8 protein-coding genes are annotated in these 20,320 nt (G+C 48.3%); 2 read left to right on the top strand and 6 right to left on the bottom strand.

Annotated elements, in window-relative coordinates; genetic code table 11:
* Positions 1 to 5 precede the first annotated feature (5 nt).
* Positions 6 to 1,304, top strand: coding sequence for a c-type cytochrome (locus tag AQ611_RS21105; protein ID WP_374755092.1), 1,299 nt, complete (start codon positions 6 to 8; stop codon positions 1,302 to 1,304).
* Between the two features lie 862 nt (positions 1,305 to 2,166).
* Positions 2,167 to 4,485, top strand: a complete 2,319-nt coding sequence (gene bamA, locus AQ611_RS21100; protein WP_069235943.1) for an outer membrane protein assembly factor BamA — start codon at positions 2,167 to 2,169, stop codon at positions 4,483 to 4,485.
* 595 nt (positions 4,486 to 5,080) lie between these two features.
* On the opposite strand, the gene AQ611_RS25855 is transcribed toward bamA, so the two are convergent.
* The 6 genes from AQ611_RS25855 to AQ611_RS25840 all read right to left on the bottom strand — a co-directional run bounded on the left by AQ611_RS25855 (position 5,081) and on the right by AQ611_RS25840 (position 19,859).
* The gene (locus AQ611_RS25855; protein ID WP_146011762.1) at positions 5,081 to 7,960 is read right to left on the bottom strand and encodes a hypothetical protein; all 2,880 of its coding nucleotides are present in this window, start codon (positions 7,958 to 7,960) and stop codon (positions 5,081 to 5,083) included.
* A gap of 153 nt (positions 7,961 to 8,113) precedes the next feature.
* The gene (locus AQ611_RS25850; protein ID WP_146011763.1) at positions 8,114 to 10,834 is read right to left on the bottom strand and encodes a hypothetical protein; all 2,721 of its coding nucleotides are present in this window, start codon (positions 10,832 to 10,834) and stop codon (positions 8,114 to 8,116) included.
* 589 nt (positions 10,835 to 11,423) lie between these two features.
* Complete coding sequence (locus tag AQ611_RS21085) at positions 11,424 to 11,894, bottom strand: VirK family protein (protein ID WP_069235940.1); 471 nt, start codon at positions 11,892 to 11,894, stop codon at positions 11,424 to 11,426.
* Between the two features lie 357 nt (positions 11,895 to 12,251).
* Positions 12,252 to 14,963 (bottom strand): hypothetical protein, encoded by a 2,712-nt coding sequence (locus tag AQ611_RS25845; RefSeq protein ID WP_146011833.1) that lies wholly within the window; start codon positions 14,961 to 14,963, stop codon positions 12,252 to 12,254.
* A gap of 824 nt (positions 14,964 to 15,787) precedes the next feature.
* Positions 15,788 to 16,258 carry a VirK family protein gene (locus AQ611_RS21080; RefSeq protein ID WP_069235940.1) on the bottom strand — a complete coding sequence of 157 codons (471 nt, stop codon included), beginning with the start codon at positions 16,256 to 16,258 and terminating at the stop codon, positions 15,788 to 15,790.
* A 586-nt stretch (positions 16,259 to 16,844) separates the two neighbouring features.
* Complete coding sequence (locus AQ611_RS25840; RefSeq protein ID WP_146011767.1) at positions 16,845 to 19,859, bottom strand: hypothetical protein; 3,015 nt, start codon at positions 19,857 to 19,859, stop codon at positions 16,845 to 16,847.
* Positions 19,860 to 20,320: the final 461 nt, after the last annotated feature.

Here is a 20,320-nt window from a genome sequence, read left to right as displayed (position 1 = left end):
TGCCGATGATTCGTACCACTCAAGTTCTGGCCGGCGCGGCGAAAGCGCTCGCCGCACTCGCGCTGGGCGCGATCGTGCCGGCCGCGGCGGCGGCCGCGCCGGCCGACGATGCGCTCGTCGCGCGCGGAGCCTATCTTGCGAAGGCGGGCGATTGCATTGCGTGCCACACCGCGCCGCGCGGCAAGCCGTTCGCGGGCGGCCTGCCGATGATGACGCCAATGGGCGCGATCTATTCGACCAACATCACGCCTGATTCTCAGACGGGAATCGGCGGCTACACCGAAGCGGATTTCACACGCGCATTGCGCGAAGGCGTGGCCAAGGACGGACACAATCTGTATCCGGCGATGCCCTATACGGCTTATGCGAAACTTCGCGACGACGACGTGAAGGCGCTCTATGCGTATTTCATGCGTGGTGTGGAACCGGTGCAGCAGGCTAATCGGGCATCGGACATTCCGTGGCCACTCAATATGCGCTGGCCGCTGAAGATCTGGAATGCGGTGTTTCTCGACAAGACCATTTATCAGGACAAGCCGGGCAAGGATGCGGCATGGAATCGCGGTGCGTATCTGGTGCAGGGGCTTGGCCATTGCGGATCGTGCCATACCCCGCGCGGTGTCGCGCTTCAGGAGAAGGCGCTCGACGAACGGGGGCCGGCGTTCCTCTCCGGCGCACTGATCGACAACTGGTTCGCGTCGAATTTGACGGGCGAATTCAATACCGGGCTCGGCCGTTGGAGCGATGCGGAAGTCGTGCAGTTCCTGAAGACGGGTGCGAACCGGCACGCGAGCGCATTCGGCTCGATGACGGACGTGGTCAACCACAGCACGCAATGGTTGACCCCCGACGATCTGGGCGCAATCGCGCGTTACCTGAAAACGTTGCCGGCCGCGGGTGGCAATGGCGCGCCGCCGTACCGGTACGATGCGCAGGCAACGCAGGCTCTGCTCGCGCATCCAGCGAGCGATGCGGGCGCGAAGGTGTATGCCGCGTATTGCATGCATTGCCACGGCGTCGACGGCAATGCGTTCGCGCCATTGCTTGCCCCGCTCGCTGGAAATCCGAATGTGCTGGAGGCGAATCCGGCTTCGCTGATCAATGTGACGTTGAACGGCACGGCGGATTTGGTGATCGACGGGCTACCGGCCGCGTATCCGATGCCAAAGTTCGCGGACGTGCTGACCGATCAGCAAGTCACCGACGTGCTGACGTTCATGCGTGCTGGTTGGAACAACGGTGCGCCCGCCGTGCAGGCGGCCGACGTCGCGAAGCTCAGAAAGGCGACGCAGGCGGCGCGCTGAACGCTGGGCAGTATGGCCGGCGTGTCGAGCACGCGCCGGCTTGCCGGCGATTGTCGAGCGCTGCCGCCGACGGTGCATGGATTTTGACGCACGCCGCCGCACACCGCGGACATCGCGCGAGTGTGGCGGCGGGCATCGGCCGCTTGGGTGCCGAGCGGGCGATGCAGGACAACACGGCATCCGTTAAGCGTTCGACGCCTGCCGCATGATGGTTGTGCGGTTGCGCGAACCGAAGTTCGGCGTTCCGGTGCGGATGAAGGTACCGATGACGCGGGCGTGCTGCGTGAGCGCGAACTCGGTGCGCGTGTTCGACGCGCGACGGTTTGGCGGAACACCACTGTTCATCAGTCATCCTACGGGAATCGTCGGGTCCGGTCTGCCGACTCTTCGTGGGGAAGCTGACGTTCGTGCCGTACCAAAGTGCATTGACGAGCTAGGTGGTGTTTACTGCGCGCGGCCACGCCAGCGAATCTCGATTTCGCATTTCGTTTTCCAACTAATTTTATTTATTTAACGGACTGAAAATTAAAGTTGACGAAGATGATTTATTATTGAATTTCCGGTTTTACAATAGCCAATGAGCGTGTAATTCGAGATTCTGGATTGTCGAAATCTATTGGCGAATTTCGTACCGTTGACTAGTATGAAACTGGCTCGTGTCCCTCGGTACGAGTCGGAATCATAGCTTCCATTTGCGCGACCTTCGGGTCGCGCTTTTTTTGAATTTAAAAATATGTTTTGTGGTTTTAATTAATTCAGGCAAGGAATTTATTATTAATATTTAAATTAATTCAATGGGTTTTGCGATCGCGGTGTATGCATGGTTCACCTGACCTGATGCAAGCTTAAACACTGGGGATGCATGTTGTTGAAACCTCATGGCTTCGTAGCGAAGGCGGTAGCGGCGGCGGCGCTGGCGGCGCCGGGAATGTCGGCTCACGCGACGGCACCGTTCGTGGTGCAGGACATCAAGATAGAGGGATTGCAGCGCGTGGAGGCGGGGTCGGTGTTTGCGTACCTGCCGCTCAAGCAAGGCGAGACGTTCACGGACGAGAAGGCGTCGGAGGCGATCCGAGCGCTGTACGCGACGGGATTTTTCACGGATGTCCGGGTGGCCACGCAAGGCGGGGTGGTGATTGTCCAGGTTCAGGAGAGGCCGGCGATCGCGTCGATCGATTTCACGGGGATCAAGGAGTTCGACAAGGACAACTTGAACAAGGCGCTGAAGGCGGTGGGGCTGGCGCAGGGGCGGTACTACGACAAGGCGTTGGTGGACAAGGCGGAGCAGGAGCTCAAGCGGCAGTATTTGACGCGAGGGTTTTACGCGGCGGAGGTGACGACGACGGTGACGCCGGTGGACGCGAACCGGGTGTCGATTCTGTTTTCGGTGGCGGAAGGTCCGAGCGCGAAGATTCGTCAGATCAACTTCATCGGGAACAAGACGTTCAGCACGAACACGCTGCGTGACGAGATGCAGTTGTCGACGCCGAACTGGTTCTCGTGGTACACGAAGAACGATCTGTATTCGAAGGAGAAGCTCACGGGCGATCTGGAGAACGTGCGCTCGTACTACCTGAACCGAGGGTATCTGGAGTTCAACATTGAGTCGACACAGGTGTCGATTTCGCCGGACAAGAAGGACATGTACCTGACGGTGACGCTGCACGAGGGCGAGCCGTACACGGTGTCGGGAGTGAAGCTGGCGGGCAATCTGCTGGATCGGGAAGCGGAGCTGAAGAAGCTGGTGAAGGTGAAGGCGGGGGATCGATTCTCGGCGGAGAAGCTGCAGCAGACGACGAAGGCGATCGTGGACAAGCTGGGGGAGTACGGTTATGCGTTCGCGACGGTGAATGCGCAGCCGGAGATCGACCAGAGCAATCACAAGGTGAATCTGACGCTGGTGGTGGAGCCGAGCCGGCGGGTGTACGTTCGGCGGATCAACATTGTGGGCAACACGCGCACGCGGGACGAGGTGGTGCGCCGGGAGATGCGTCAGCTGGAGAGTTCGTGGTTCGATTCGAGCCGGCTGGCGCTGTCGAAGGACCGGGTGAACCGGCTGGGGTACTTCACGGATGTGGACGTGACGACAGTGCCGGTGGAGGGCACGAACGACCAGGTTGACGTGAACGTGAAGGTGGCGGAGAAGCCGACGGGGGCGATCACGCTGGGGGCGGGTTTTTCGTCGACGGACAAGGTGGTGCTGTCGGCGGGGGTGTCGCAGGACAACGTGTTCGGCTCGGGGACGAGCCTGGCGGTGAACGTGAACACGGCCCGGAGCTACCGGACGCTGACGGTGACGCAGGTGGACCCGTACTTCACGGTGGACGGGATCAAGCGGATCACGGACGTGTTCTACCGGACGTACCAGCCGCTGTACTACTCGACGAATTCGAGTTTCCGGATCATCACGGCGGGGGGCAATCTGAAGTTCGGGATTCCGTTCTCGGAGACGGATACGGTGTATTTCGGCGCGGGCTTCGAGCAGAACCGGCTGGACGTGAACATGGACGACACGAGCACGCCGGAGTCGTACAAGGACTATGTGCGGCAGTTCGGGCGGGTGTCGAACACGGTGCCGCTGACGATCGGATGGTCGCGCGATGCGCGCGACAGCGCGCTGATTCCGAGCCGCGGGTACTTCACGCAAGCGAACGTGGAATACGGCGTGCCGGTGGGCAAGATCCAGTATTACAAGGCGGACATTCAAGCGCAGTACTACTATTCGTTCGCGCGGGGCTTCATCCTGGGGCTGAACTTCCAGGGGGGCTACGGTAACGGTATCGGCAACGCGTATCCGATCTTCAAGAATTACTACGCGGGGGGGATCGGTTCGGTGCGCGGCTATGAGCCGAGTTCGCTGGGTCCGCGCGACAAGCAGACGAACGACCCGATCGGCGGCTCGAAGATGATCGTGGGCAATATCGAGCTGACATTCCCGCTGCCGGGGACGGGCTATGACCGCACGCTGCGGGTGTTCACGTTCCTGGACGGCGGTAACGTGTGGGGCAATGCGCCGGGGGGCACGAGCACGGGGGCGAACGGGTTGCGCTACGGTTACGGCGTGGGCCTGGCGTGGATTTCGCCGATCGGCCCGCTCAAGCTGAGTTTGGGCTTCCCGCTGCAGAAGCATACCGGCGACCAGTATCAGAAATTCCAGTTCCAGATCGGAACGGCGTTCTGATCGGATTCCCAGCGGGGGCCGTGATAAAGCCGAGGTTCAGTGTCTCGACTGATCTTGCATCGGGCGTGGTGGTACCCGGTTCGGCATGCGAGCGTCGCGCACTGACCGGGGAAGGGCTGTAGCGTGTCTTCTGTACCCGCAAACAATTGAATGCCAATCGCCGAAATAGGATTGGGACGCGGTGTACTGACCGGATGCGCTGAGCGTGCAAGCATCGCTGGTGGCGATTTTTGGGCTCCTCGATGTGCAAAAAAATTTCGGCAATCGAAGTATTGGGTTACTGCCTTGAATGTGCGGCTGTAAGAAGAGGATTGTGAAATACGAACGGATGACTACTGAAAATTCGAACGATAGCGAAATAGCGTGATTGCTCTCGAAAAATTAAAACATGCGAGTTGTGCGGAAATGCCCAGGTGACCAACATTCGAAATTTAAGTGCTAGATTAGTGCGGCGTTCAAATCGATCAAACGCTGTGCGTCAGTGATAAGTTGATATCTTCATCATCAAATTTCACTGACGCACTGGGCGAAGAAGACATTTGCAATACAGTGTTACACGAAGCATAAAGCGGACAATCAAGCCGTTGTGAGTCGTTTACTCTTCCGTCATAGCTTCCGCGATTTCATCAATATGTTGCAACACATGCTCTGCTGCCTTGGTGCGTGTATGCTTAATCGCCGATCTAATTGCCTCATCGTGAATGGGAATACTGAGTGGAATAACGCCGTCTGGCCGGGGACGTCCGACGACGTAATCTCCTAAATTTTGCCTATCCCGATACAGGCGCAATATGTTCAACGCATGGAATGCGCAATCACCATCGGGGGGGACGTCATAACGATCATCACCAATCTGAACGTTATAATGGTCATGCTGTAAAATCAATGTTCCGACATAGGGGGCATTGGGTTGGCCAATGCGATGAGAATAATCTGGAGTCTGCACGTCGAATTGCATATTGTTGTCAAATGCGAATGTTTTAAGCGAGTTCGCAAAAAGAAGGTCGGCATGAGGAAAGTTCCATTTTCCGAGTTTAATTAATTTAGAAGCCGATTTTTTGATGGCGGATATCTTGCGCTCCTTTGTGATTTCAGACTTACTTTTGATTTCCAAAAGTAAAGAAGTGTCTTCTTGGGGTAGTGGTTTATTTTTCTTTATGTAACGCTGACCTTGGGGCGTAAGGGTGCCATTGGCTCTTACGAGGCGATTTAAAACCAAAATTGAAATGCCGTGTATTTGGGCAAAATCACGTCGGCTTGTCATGATTCCGCCGGTGCCGATAGTTTGCGAGGCCAATCGAATCAGTTCAGGCGTAACAGGCTTGGATTCTTTTTCTTCCAGTAATTGTTCGCCTGCAAGGGTCAAGCCTTTGTTTGAAATATAATGGAGGAGCGTTCTTTTATTAAGTTGATACTTTTTTAAAAATTCCGACAATTTTCCAGGCCGATCAATTATTGCTTGTTGGGCCAGTTTGAGGAGTTGCGGGGTAATAAGACGTGCGTATTTCTTGAATTTTTGGTGTTTTTTGGTGGAAATGGCTTCTTCTAAATTATCTCGAAGTACAGCTTCGGTATACTTACTTTGAGTGAATTCCGCTTTTTGATGTTGAGAAATGGGAAAACCTTTTTTTGGATATTGTGTCTGTAAACCCGATGCCGATACAGAGGGGGAGTGTGGATAGATTGAAGATGTAGTCGGATCTAATTCCGAAGGATGCGACCACTCATCTAACACTGACAAATAACTTATATAAGAAACGGATGCCTCTGACTCAGGTAAGCTTGTGGGCAGAGTTGCCTTTATGTCGAGCGACTGCGGGGGGCGAGAAAAGGGAGAAATACGTTCACCGGATTCCGAAGCCTGTTTGTCCGGAATTGCGAGGCTGATTTCATTTGCATTACGTATGACGTATGACGCAGCTATATAGCGTAATTTTCTGATTGTTGATTTAATCATAATATCGTCAGACGGAAGGATTAATGGAATAGTGCCGTCGGTTCGTTGAGGACCGGCGATATAATCTCCAAATCCACCTTCCTTGTTGTATATGCTCAATATATTTAATGCATGAAAGGCGCAATCTCCATCGGGAGGGGGATCGTAACGACTGCCGCCGATTTGAACGCTGTAGTGATTTTGTTTTAGTATTAATGAACCTGCGTGTGGGGCGTTATCACTACCAATGCTATGAGTGTATTCAGGGGTTTCGACGTCAAATTTAATATTTAAAACTTGAGAGAGAATTTTAAAGGACTGTGCAAAAAGCAAATCGTCGTGGCAGAAATTCCATTGCCCCAGCTTCGCCAGATGCGATGCCGCCGTTTCTATTTCAATTATTTTTTGAGATTTTTCGTATTTTGAAAAAGGGGCTTTGGCCAAACGTTTTTTTCCTTTTTCGGTAAGAATTCCTTGTGCGGTGATATGTTTTCTCAATGAAATAAATGAAACATTATGGATTCTGGCGAACTCGGAAAATCTCATTTTTCCGTAAGTGGTGCCGATGTTTTGAACTGCAAGTTTAATTAAATTTTCCGTGATTGGTTGTAGCTCTGAAATTTTTCTTTGCTTCGAAATAAACTGCTTGCCGATCAATGATATGCTTCTATTTTTAATGTAGCGCCTAAGTTGGTGTGGGCGAGCACCGACTGCGTATGCAACTTCGGAAAATGTTTTTCTGACGTCTTTTAGCATAGCTTCTGCTTTTTCGAGTATTTCAACGGTAATGACTTGAGACTGAGGAGAATGAGTTAAACGCCGCTGTCCGCGAGAGGTTAGAGTGCCATCAATGTTTATATAACCCTGCAAGATTTTATTTGATAATCCATGTAGCAATTCGAAACGGTTGCGAGATATCTTACCGGGCCCGGTGCCTACGCTCTCGGCAGCGAGACACAAAATCTCGGGGGTGACTGCCGATATTGGGTTTAATTTGATAGGTTCGTTTTTCTTTGATTTCTCTCTGGGGGGAGTTTTTTTTGATGCAACGCTGGATGAAGGCAGGGGTTGGGTGATATTTTCATATTTATTTTGAGTATTGATGAAATCACTGGAACTAAACGAGGAAAATTCTAGGAGAGGATCGAGGTGCGTGGTTTTGGATTCCAGCCAAGCTTGAATTCTTTCAATTGATGTGGCGGAATATGGTGTGCCGGGGCGTTTTTCTTGGTCTGAATGGTTTCCAATCATTATGTCTCGGATAAAATTTTCTCCCTCTAATGGATTAAGATTGGAGAACGGGGCGGCAAGGTCGAGATCGATTTCGGTTAATGGAGAAATTGTTCGCTCTTCGGAACTAAGAGTGCGTTGACGGCGAGGTGAAGATGAAAGAGCGTCTAATTCAGGGGAAAAGGAGAGGCTGCGTGTCACTACTCGGGATTGTCGATCAAGTGACTCAATAGAAACATTTGATTGACTATCTTTTGAACCCGAAGTGATCGATACGGAAGAGGAGCGAGTTGAAGGAGTATGTGGCATGGCTATAGTGCGATTTATTTCAAATATTGAATTTGCGGAATTTTAATTACGGTTATTTTTTTATTTAAATATTAAATTTTGCGATGTTGAAATTGCCTATTATGTCGGATGCGAGCAATGAGGCAATTTCACATTACCGATATAGTATTGTTTTCATACTCCGTCTATAGCTTCGGCAAGTTCGTCAATGTGACGCATTGCATGCTCTGCCGCCATATAACGTGTCCCTCCAATTGCCTGCTTGATCGTTGTATCGTCGGCTGGAATAGATAATGGAATAATGCCGTCCGGGCGTCGAGGTCCAACGATATAATCACCAAGCTCCTGATTACTGCTATGAAGGCGTAAAACATTCAAAGCATGAAAGGCACAGTCTCCATCTGCTGGAACATCATAACAATTTTCGTTAATCTGGACGTTATAATGATTTTGTTTCAATATTAGTGTTCCAGCATAGGATGCATTTGGATTGCCAATATATTGAGAATAATCTGGGGTTTGAATGCCAAATCTTATATTATGATCGGATGCAAAATTGCTGAAAAAATATGAAAAAAGTTGGTCGGAATGGGGAAAATTCCATTCCCCTGGATTCTTCAATTTCAATGCTGCTTCCCTTACCGCGCGCCGTCTATTGGCAATTGAGTTTGCTGCAGGTTGGTTATTTTGGAATAGTGGTAACCAACGACGATAACGAGATTTACCTTGATTGGAAAGTGTTCCATCGGCTTTTAAATAATATTTCAAAATTGTTGTCGATATTTTATTACGCCGTGCGAATTCATCTCGATTCATGTCGCCGGGCTTTGTGCCGATGCTCTGCGAAGCAAGTTGAAGCATTTCGACAGTGAGAGGCTTTAATGCTTTTTCATCTTTGTCGGCCGCCAAGACTTGTTGGCCGGCGAGAGTCAGGCCATGGCTCGAGATATACAATCGAAGTGTATCTATTTTGATTCCATGCTCTTTTAAGAAAGATGGAATTTTTTTGGGATTTCCAACTATAGTACGCTGAGCCAGTTTGAGTAACTGTGGGGTGATAACACGTTTTTTGCCGTGACCTGGATTTTTACCGGTGGCAATGATGTCTGGAGGTTGATGAGAATCCATGCTGAGTGATTCCTCCATTGGAGTAGACGAACTGTATGAATGTGGCGATGCGGAACTCGATTCCGGCAAGCAAACTGCCTGGCCAGCATTGGCGTTGATCCGAGAGGGGGCAAACTCGGCTGGTGAGGGCGCGCTGACGGCTTCCCGGGGTTGTTGGTTCAACACCGACTGAGCGATTTCATCTGCATTTCGCATGACGTAAGTGGCAGCTTTATAGCGTAAATCATTAACTTCCGATTTTATTGATGCATCATTACTCGGAAGGTTGAGAGATAGCGTACCATTCTGGTCGGGCGGATTGATAATATAATCACCGAAATTACCTTGGTTATTGTATATCCTCATTGCATTTAATGCATGGAATATACTATCTCCATCCTGTGGAGGGATGTAGCATTGATTTTCAATTTGGAAGATGTGATTATTTTTTTTAAAAAACAATTTTCCTATATGCGGCGAACTTGAATTTCCAATGCTGTGTGATTTTTCTAGGTCTACAATGTCAAGTTTTATGTTCAATGTGTTGGTGAGAAATTTTAGTGAATGTAGGAAAATCAAGTCGGCAAAAGGGAAATTCCAGCGGTCTGATTTCGCTATCTTAAGTGCGGCAGTTTTGATTGCGCTTTTTTGAGATTTAAATATTTCTTGATTTTTGTTTTTCTCTGTATCTAATTTATTTTTCCCCGCAGCAGTCAAGCTGCCATCTGCTTTTATGTATTTTCTCAATAAGGCTAATGAAAGAGAGTGATTCCTGCAAAACTCCGACAAACTAATTTTGTCGAATGCCTTCCCGATGCGCTGAGTTCCAAGTTGTATGAGATCTGTTGTAAGTGTTTGAAATACGTTTTCTCCACTACATCTTGCAAGTGCTTGTTTGCCAGCTAGTGATAAACCGGATTTTGTTAAATACGGATATAGTTGTTTCGGTTTGACTCCAATTTCAGTTGCAATATTTGAAATACATTTATTGCTGTCTTGGACCATTGAGGCTGCCTTTTGGAGTGCTTCAGCAGTGATGGTGTTGGTTCGAGTTGGATTTGCTAGGAATCGCTGCGCTCGTTCAGTAAGAGTACCGTCAACATTGATATGAAATTGCAGAGTACCGGACGGTAAATTGTATTTTTTTTCAAAAAAATGACGGGCTATTTTGCCTGGACCTATTCCTATTTTTTCGTGAGCAAGACGTAAAATTTCGGCAGTGACTTTTGGTGGAGGATGTGCAGAGGCTATACTCCGGCGACCAAACTGTCTTCTTGCCGAAGTTTCTTGTGCGGTTGAAGCAGATGCGGCTGATGTTTGTTCGATATTTGCTGTTTCTTCGACTTGAGAATTTAATTCAACTCTATCTTGTATTGGTGGTATCGTTGCTTGCTCCTGGTAAGGGAAATCGGATGTCAACCAATTTTGAATAGTGTCGACTGACATAGGTGTGACCGAGGTGAGAGGCTGGTTTTCTTGCTCTGAATAACCTTCATTTATGATTTCGCGGATAAAATCATCCTGTTCGTTTGGGTTGAGATTGGAAAATGGGAGCGCGATTTCGAAATTAATTTCGGATAACGGGGAAACAGTTCGGTGGTTGGATGTTGTGGCGCCTTGTTGTTGCGATGAACGCGAGTATGAGCTCAATCTGGACGAAGAGGTGAGGCTGGTGGTTGTTACCCTCGGAGACTGAAACGATAAAGCCGATGGAGAGCTTCGTTGGGTGTCGTCTGAGCTTAAAGTTATTGTATTCGGAGACGGATTAATTGGAGGAGTGGTCGGCATGGCTGATTTTTATTAAATTAAATAGTGAAAATGTTAATCTAAAAACGGAAATGATAAAAATTAGATATAATTGAAAATGAAAGTCGCTTGCATGCCGGTGTAGGTGATCGTGACGTAAAGTCACGACTCCCATTCTTCTGCTGCCAATGTAATTTCCCTCGATCGAATAGCCTGCTAAAATGCCTTTAGCAGAATTGAAGTCGGTATCTGAAAATATGTCAGTTTTGGTCGAAGTATTTATTTACTCATATTTATTTAATTTTCCTGTTTGAAGATCATTTAATGAACACGCATGATGAATGTGGAATGTTAGAGTGTGTAACTATTATTAAACTACTGAGCTGAAAGAAATAGATCGATACCGAAAATACTCGCCCGTTTACGAAATACTGTATCGTCGTACTTGTTTACCGCAGAGAGCGGGTTCTGCTGAGCGATACGCTAAATCTTTGCTTGGACAAGGCGCCACATTACGTCGGCTATTCAGAACTGGCTGATGCGATAGTTCCGGTGCGCGATGTTCGCGATGCGCCACGCGAGCGTTCGTTCGTCACAATCCGCGCCGGCGCGATCGCTCAGACGGGTCTTGTTAATGCGGATTCGATTTCTCTGTCAAATCGGACGAGAAGCGCAGCCCTTTCCCTAGCGTGCATTGATAGATGGCCGGCGTGGCGCTGCCGGGCAGCGGCTGATAGGTGGTGGGCGAAAGGGCCTGTACGCTGACGGCCGCACTGCCGTTGGACATCGCTTGATATTGAATAAATTCGATGGTCGGCGTCCCGTCGGGTCTGATCGTGAAGTGGCGGCTGGAGTACGCAATGCGCTCGCCGTCATTCTGCGGGATCACCATGAATTCCTGAATCTTGAGTCCGCCGAGCAGATTCGGTCTTTCGACGGCCGTTTCTGGTTTGCCGCTCGGAGCGCACTGATGAGGGTAGAACAGAGAGGTGACGGCCGCGCCGGCAAGCAATTGATTACGCAGCTGCTGATATTGAGGTATTTGCTGGGCGGCGGCTAGCGAAGAACCGAACAGGCAGGCGCCGTAGGCAGCGGCGATCATTCGCTTTTGTCTCATGATTTTTCACCTCGAATTTGTAGAGAATCTTCGGCAAACGGAAGATGCTGGGCCGTCGCCGCTCTTTGTGCCCGCCGCAATCGGGCGAAGCGCTGTGAAAGTATTGACAGCAACGGTACTGAAATTTGAACGGCTGCGAAATGGCTGTGTTGCTTGCGAAATTTTTCAGCACAGGGTTTGCCCGGAGTTCGAGCTTGCGTTGGCACGGTAGTCGCCCTGAAAACCCGTGCGATCAGAAGTAGAATTTTCTCGTTGAGGGGAAGGGCTACTGTACGAAGAAGTCGAAATGCATGGACAAAGTGATTAAATTATTGCATTTCCATAATGGTATCGTGTAATTTTTCATCTTTCGGTTATAGTCTCGACTATCTCATCGATGTTGCGCATCGCATGTTCTGCTGCCATATAGCGGGCACCTCCGACTGCGAGTTTAATTGCTGAATCATCGGTAGGGGTATATAGCGGAATAACCTTATCTGGACGTTGAGGCCCGACGACATAATCGCCGAACCCTTGACCCGTGCTATGCAAACGCAAAATATTCAATGCGTGAAAGGCACAGTCGCCATCTGCTGGTACGTCATAATAATTTTCGCCGATTTGAATACCGTAATGATCCTGATTCAATAGTAGTGCACCAGCATAGGGGGCACTGGGATCACCAATGCGCTGACAATAGTTTGGTGTTTTGATGTCAAATCTTATATTGTGATCGAATGCAAAGCTATTAAAATAATTTGAGAAGATCTGATCTGCATGAGGGAAATTCCATTCTCCCAGCTTCATTATTTTCAATGCTGCTTCTCTTACCGCTCGACGCCTGTCCAAAATTGAACCTAGTACAGGAGAGTTTTTTTGAAATAATGGTAACCAATGGTGAAAGTGACGCTCACCTTGCTTGGTAAGGGTGCCATCGGCCTTTAGATAATACTTTAGAAGTTTAATTGATACTCCGTGGTTTCGCGCGAAATCGTTTCGATTCATATCGCCGGATTTGATGCCGATGCTCTGGGAGGCAAGTTGAACCAGTTTGACGGTGAGAGGATTTAGCGACTTTTTATCCTTCCTCGTGAACAAAAATTGTTGACCGGCGAGAGTCAAACCACTGCTTGATACATATTGCTGAAGCGTACGTAATTTAATCCCATGCTCTTTTAAAAAGGAAGGAATATTCTTGGGTTTTCCGACTATGCTGTGCAGAGCCAGTTTGAGTAACCGGGGGGTAATGATGCTTTTTCCTTTGCGACTACGATTTTTGCCGATAGTGGTGATGGTATCTGGAGTTTGACGGGCGTTCGATGCGAGTGATTCTTCCATTGAGACAGGTGATGTGTATGTATGTGGTGTCGCGGGACTTGATATTGGCGAGTATGCGGGCTGGCTAACATCGGCACTGATCTTGGGGGGAGCTGGCGTGGTAGGCAAAGGGGAGCCATCAGTCTCGGAGGGCGGCTGCTCCGACACCGAATGAAGGATTTCATCCACATTTCGTATGATGTAGCTGGTTGCCAGATAACGTAAATTATTAATTACCGACTTTATTGATGCGTCGGTACTTAAAAAACTGAGAGCGCGTGTGCCATCCTGTTGTGGTGCGCCGACAATATAAGCGCCGAAATTATTTTTCTTGCTGTATATGCTCAATGCATTTAATGCATGAAAGACGCGATCACCACCCGGCGGAGGTGTGTAACATTGGTCACCAATTTGAAAGTCGCAATTCTTTCTTTTCAAATATAATTTCCCTGCATATGGGGCATTTGGATTTCCGGTGTGGTGAGTATTTTCAAGGTCAATAACATCTAACCTTATATTCAGCATGTCGGTAAGCGATTTCAGTGAATGAAAAAAAATCAAGCTGGCGAAGGGAAAATCCCAGTGCCCGGGCTTGGCCATCTTGTATGCCGCGTTTTTTATTGCGTTTCTTTGGGATTTTATGGTTTTTCGATTTTTATTCCTTTTTGTGTTGATCCGGTTTTTTCCTGCATCAGTCAAGGTGCCGTCTGTTTTTACGTATTTTCTTAATAATGACGGTGAAACAAAATTCTCATCGCAAAATTCTGATAAACTGATTTTATCAAATGTATTACCGATGCGCTGACTCGCGAGCCGAAGGAGATCAGTCGTCAGCCTACGCAATACTGTTTCTCCTTTATGTTTTGCAAGCAATTGTTTTCCGGCTAATGATAAACCGGATTTTGTTAAATATGGATAAAGCTGAGTTGGCTGAATTCCGATTTCAATTGCTATATCAGAGATATTTTTTTCACCATTTTTAGCTATCGAGACGGCTTTTTGGAGCAGTTCGGCGGTGATGGCCCTGGTTCGAGGCGGGCGTGTTAAGGCGCGCTGTCCTCGAGCAGTTAACGTACCGTCAATATTGATATGGAATCGCAAAGATCCAAGTGTTAAGCCATATTTTCTTTCAAAAAGATAGCGTGTTATTTTTCCTGGTCCAATTCCTATTTTCTCGTGGCCAAGGCGTAAAATTTCAGTAGTGATTTTGGTTGAGGAGCGGGGAGGCGCTGTGTCGCGGCCACTAAACTGTACTCCAACAGAAGTTTTTTGTCCGATTGAATCGGAGACTATCGGTATTTGTTGGATATTGACTGTTTCTTTTGAGGCGAGATTTAATTCGACTCTATTTTTTGGAGAAGATGTTGTTGCATGTTCGAAATAAGGTGATTCGGAGGCGAGCCAATTCCGGATTGCCTCGACCGACATTGGGGTGAATGGGGCAAGAGATTGCTTTTTTTGTTCAAAATGGCTTTCGGCCATAATCTCTTTAATGAAGTTATCTTGTTCGTTTGGATTGATGTTTGAAAACGGAAATGTAATGTCGAAATTAATTTCGGATATCGGGGAGACAGTTCTATTGCTGGATTGACGATCGGCTTGCTGTTGCGAGAAAAGCGAGTGCGTAGAGGAGGCGAGACTGGTGGTTCTTGCCGTGGGGTATGCATTCGGCGAAGCCGGAGGTGAGCCTTGTGGAGTGTCGTCTGGATTTGTATTCGCCGGAATCGAGGGCGGACGGATCGGAGGCGTGGTCGGCATGATTTATATGAATTTGATGGTGAGTTTAAATGGTTCGAAAATTTTCGAATATCGTATTTCTAGAAAAGAGATTTAGATTAGGAGATGTCTGTTCGAAGGTATGTGTTATTATGGGATTTAATTGCAATGCAAATTGTTTGCTGGTGGCATAAATTTCCACGATTGATGTAATTTCGATGAGTAAATTTTATAAAATAAACGGTTGGTGCCGAAACGCATCGACTTTTCATGTTGAAACGCTCAGTGAGAATTGCGAGACATTTGGTGAATAGATGACAGCGAATGATTGAAAGTCTGCGTGGTATCCATTGTCATCTTAAATTTTCCTGATTGAAGATCATTTTTATACACCAAAAAATATAAAAAATAAGGGCGTGTAACTATTATTGACCCGTCGAAATAAAAAAAATGACCAATAGCGAAATCACTTGCTTGTTCGCGAAATATCATATTGCCGCATTCGCTTACAGTAGAGGGGCGACGCTTGCTGAGCGATGCGTTGAGTGGCTTCGGCATTCATTGTTTGGCCGAATGCACTTGGTACGGTCGCTTGCGGTCTCGGTGCGTGGCGAGGCGCGTTTGAACTGTTTGCCTGCGCTGATGAGCTTGACGGAATGGGGCTTTGTCGGTGGCGCCGATTTTCGAATGCCGAGCGCAAGGCACCTTCCGTTTAGTGTTGCTTCCACTTTGATGGACCTACTGCTTTTGCGTCGACTATTCAGAACTGGCTGATGCGATAGTTCCGGTGCGCGATGTTCGCGATGCGCCACGCGAGCGTTCGTTCGTCACAATCCGCGCCGGCGCGATCGCTCAGACGGGTCTTGTTAATGCGGATTCGATTTCTCTGTCAAATCGGACGAGAAGCGCAGCCCTTTCCCTAGCGTGCATTGATAGATGGCCGGCGTGGCGCTGCCGGGCAGCGGCTGATAGGTGGTGGGCGAAAGGGCCTGTACGCTGACGGCCGCACTGCCGTTGGACATCGCTTGATATTGAATAAATTCGATGGTCGGCGTCCCGTCGGGTCTGATCGTGAAGTGGCGGCTGGAGTACGCAATGCGCTCGCCGTCATTCTGCGGGATCACCATGAATTCCTGAATCTTGAGTCCGCCGAGCAGATTCGGTCTTTCGACGGCCGTTTCTGGTTTGCCGCTCGGAGCGCACTGATGAGGGTAGAACAGAGAGGTGACGGCCGCGCCGGCAAGCAATTGATTACGCAGCTGCTGATATTGAGGTATTTGCTGGGCGGCGGCCAGCGAAGAACCGAACAGGCAGGCACCGTAGGCAGCGGCGATCATTCGCTTTTGTCTCATGGTTTTTCACCTCGAATTTGTAGAGAATCTTCGGCAAACGGAAGATGCTGGGCCGTCGCCGCTCTTTGTGCCCGCCGCAATCGGGCGAAGCGCTGTGAAAGTATTGACAGCAACGGTACTGAAATTCGAGTGGCCGCGAAATGGTTTGGATCCCTGTGCAACGCCACAGTGCGGGGTTGGCGTGGGGAACCAAATGCTTGGTGTGGGCCGGACAGGTGGCGCGTCAATATGTGAGCGGCGCGGGGCAGATCGAGACCGGCAAGCCGCCGTGCATGTCGCGCGGCGGCTTCAGGAGACAATCAATGCTGGATACCTTCAGTATTTAACCATCCGAAGTTTCGGGTTCCGAATCGTTAGATACGTTACATGGCGAGCTTCACGCTCGCATAGAAGGGTGCATGTCCGGCACAGAAGAGCGCTGGCGTGCTGGTGTCCCAGTCGGTTGCCGTGCCGGGACGCATCGCGCGTTTCGCTGCTTGTATACGGATCGAGCAACCCGCGCTCCACGAAGCGAGGGCGGTGTGCAGCGTGGCCGGCACGGCTACGATGCCGAATGGTGATGCTGCCGTGATCATTCATTGTGAGCCATAGCATTTGCGATTTCATTCGAGTGGCGTATGGCGTATTCAGCTACCACGTAGCGCAAGCCGCCAATAGCCAGTTTGATCGTCGTATTGTCGGCGGGAACATTCAATGGAATAACGCCATCCGGACGCTGAGGCCCGGGAATGTAATCTCCAAAAGTATGCCCTATGCGATGCAATCGTAAAATATTCAATGCGTGGAAAGCACAATCACCGTCAGCGGGAACATCATAGCAGCAGTCTTCAATCTGTACCCCATAGTGATTTTTCTGCAAAATCAATGTTCCTATATAGGGGGCTTCAGGATTGCCAATGCGCTGAGAATAATCCGGAGTTTTAATGTCGAATTGCATATTGTGATCAAATGCAATCATTTTGAATGAATGTGCGAAGAGCAAGTCTGCGTGAGGGAAATCCCACTCTCCAGGTTTCATTAACTGTAGCGCGGAATCCTTCACGGCAGTTATTCTATCTGCCATTGGATTTAAGGAGACATGTTTGTGAAATAATGATTTTCTGTGTCTGAAGACGCGCTCGCCTTTAACAGTAAAGGTGCCATCGCTTTTTAGATAATTTTTTAAGATATGGATTGAAATTTCATGATCTCTGGCAAAGCTTTCAAGACTTATGCCTTTATTAATGATGCTCTGCGAAGCCAATTGAACCAATTCGAACGTGATGGGTTTGAGTGCATTTTTATTGCTTTCCTGCGCGAGCATTTGCTCGCCGGCGAGGGTTAGTCCATTGCCTGATATGTAAAGTTGGAGTGATTTTTCTCTAATTCCATGTTCTTTTGCAAATGATGGAAGATTTTGAGGGTTGCCTATTATGGCGTCGCAAGCTAGTTTGAGTAAACTGGCGTTGATGGTGGGGCTTCTTTTTAATTTTGTTTTGCTTTTTGGGATCGAAGTAACTTTGCTCGAGGGTTGGCGAACTGCTCCGTCATCAATGCCATGCTGAGAACTGTTTTCTACAGATGGCATTTGGTCGAGCTTCGTTCCGAATGTATGAAATGACGGTAACGCTTCTCCTGAAGCAAAGGGTTGCGACTCTTCTACCACAATGGGAAAATCATGTGAATAGGTCGGTGATATACTTGATTCTAATAGATATGCCTCTTCTACCAAGAGAAATCCGTCATGCGGTTCGATTAACAAGACACCAATTTCTGATGAATCTATCACTCCTTCCGAGGTAGATGGTACAGATGGTGAGACCAACACCGATGGGCATGACCAGTCGTTCAGAATAGCCAGATAGCCTGGATAGGACGACGGATTCTCTTCCTCCTCCGAAGCGAGGGAATAATGTTGGCTGACAGGTAAAGCGCTCGGCTCAGATGGGAGGGCAACTTGGACGATATCCGTACTGAACTGAAAGGGGAGTAAGACAACAGGTAGAGGAGGTGCATTGACTTCCTGGATCGGTTGATCCGGAATGGCGAGAGCTATTTCGTCGGTATTGTGAATAACATGACTGCAAATAATATGGCGAATTTCTCTGATTGCGAATTTTATGATTGTGTCATCAACTGGAACGCTTAAAGGGAAAACACCGTCCGGGCGTTGCGGGTTGACGAGATAGTGGTCAAGTCGTTTTTTATTGTTATATATACTCAATATATTTAATGCATGGAATGCGCAATCGCCATCTGGTGGAGTGTCGTAATATTGACCGCCAACCTGAACACTGTAGTGATCATTCTTGAGAATCAACGTTCCGGCAGATGGCAAGTATGATTTGCCGACGCTATGAGAAAATTCGGGTGTTTGAATATCGAATCGCAAATTCCAAATTTGAGAAAATATCTTGAATGAATGTGAGAAAAGCAAATCCGCATAAGGAAAATTCCATTGCCCTGGTTTTGCCAATCTGAATGCGGCTTCTTTGACTGTGCGTTGTTTTGCGGAGGCGTTGCTTATGTTTTTTTTCAGATTGGTTCGTCCGGCGCTGGTGAGGTTGCCTTCTACGGTTATATATCTTTTTAATAATCCTAGTGGTATATTGTGTATGCTGCAAAAATCGACTTGATTTATTTTTTCAGGACCGATGCCAATGCTTTGGGTTGCAAGTTCAAGTAAATCCGGTGTGAGTGGTTGTGGCGCTTTATTTTTGGGGCGGTTTGAAAATGTTTTTGTGCTGGCTGGCGATAGAATGCTTTTTTTTAATAATTGATAAAAATAGCTTGGCTGAAAGCCGAATCCGTGCGCAATTTCAACAATTTTTTTATTGCTATTTTTCAGCATGAATTTTGCTTGAGAAATTATTTCGGGTGTGATTTTGGGCTGAGGAGGGGGATGAACTAAACGATGTCCAAGATTGGTTAACGTGCCATCGGCATTGATGAAGTTTTGTAAACTTCCCGGCGATAAGTCGTGTTCCGCTTCAAATTCCCGGCGCTCTATCTTGCCGGCCTCTGTTCCTATTTTTTCGCTGGCCAAGCGTAAGATTTTGACCGTGGCGATCGAGGCAGGATTAACTAAGATCGATGAATGTTTTTCATCTTGTGCCTCAGTGATATTTGATTCCTCCTTCAAGTCGGGTGCAGGGGAAGCTGGGTCGATGCATTCAGATTTTCCAAAAACCGTATCTATATCACCTTGATTGAGTTGAGGCAGCTTCTCGTTGAAGTCGAGATCGGAATAGCATGTATCGGCCGTTCCTGCTGCCATCGGCGTGGAGTATCCCGTTGGGCGGGCAAAGTCTTCGGCCATGATTTCTCGAATTAATTCTTCTTGTGCATCTGAGTCGAGGTCTGAAAATGGCGTATTGAGATTGAAACTTAGTTCGGATATTGGGGAAATATCTTGATCTTCCGTGTCGCGAGAATTTTGTTGATGAAGCTTAGCTAAAAGCGAAGTCAATCTCGGTGAGGAGGTAATACTGGTTGGACTTGCCGTGTATTGCGAGGGTGATTGCACGGAGGGCGGGTTTTGTTGAGTATTGCCCGAGTTCGAAGCAACTGATATACGAAACTGAGTGATGGGAAGCTTATTCGGCATGACAAAGGTACAGCTGGTTATACTAATATTAAAATTTTTGGGGTGATTGGAATAAAATTATCTATGATAATGCTTGAATTCATGGTCTTTGGGCGATGCTGATCTTGATTCGAATGATCGGTCGAGCGGGTGGCTATGGTGCATAAAATGTTTTGATTTTTTAAAATAACTTTTATTGCGATGCCATATTTAAATTTTGCATTGAAATGCGCATGGTCAATAATTTGATGTTATTTGAAATTTTATATCATATAGTAGTTGTTGAATAATGGTTTGGTTTTTCGGGGAAGACTGGATGTGGTCGTCTGATATTCCGGGTTGAAGTTCAAGGGATGATGTACTGATATGTTGATTGCGCGATGGCGAGATCATAATCCTATTGCTGAAATAAGACGTCGAAATAAAATTACTGTTTTGCCGATAACGGTATATGAAGGCATCGTTTTTGAAATCGCCATTCA

The sequence above is a fragment of the Burkholderia singularis genome (assembly GCF_001718875.1).
GTDB lineage: Bacteria > Pseudomonadota > Gammaproteobacteria > Burkholderiales > Burkholderiaceae > Burkholderia > Burkholderia singularis.
The sequence above is the reverse complement of the archived record's forward strand: the minus strand, read 5'-3'. Positions and strand labels throughout refer to the sequence as shown.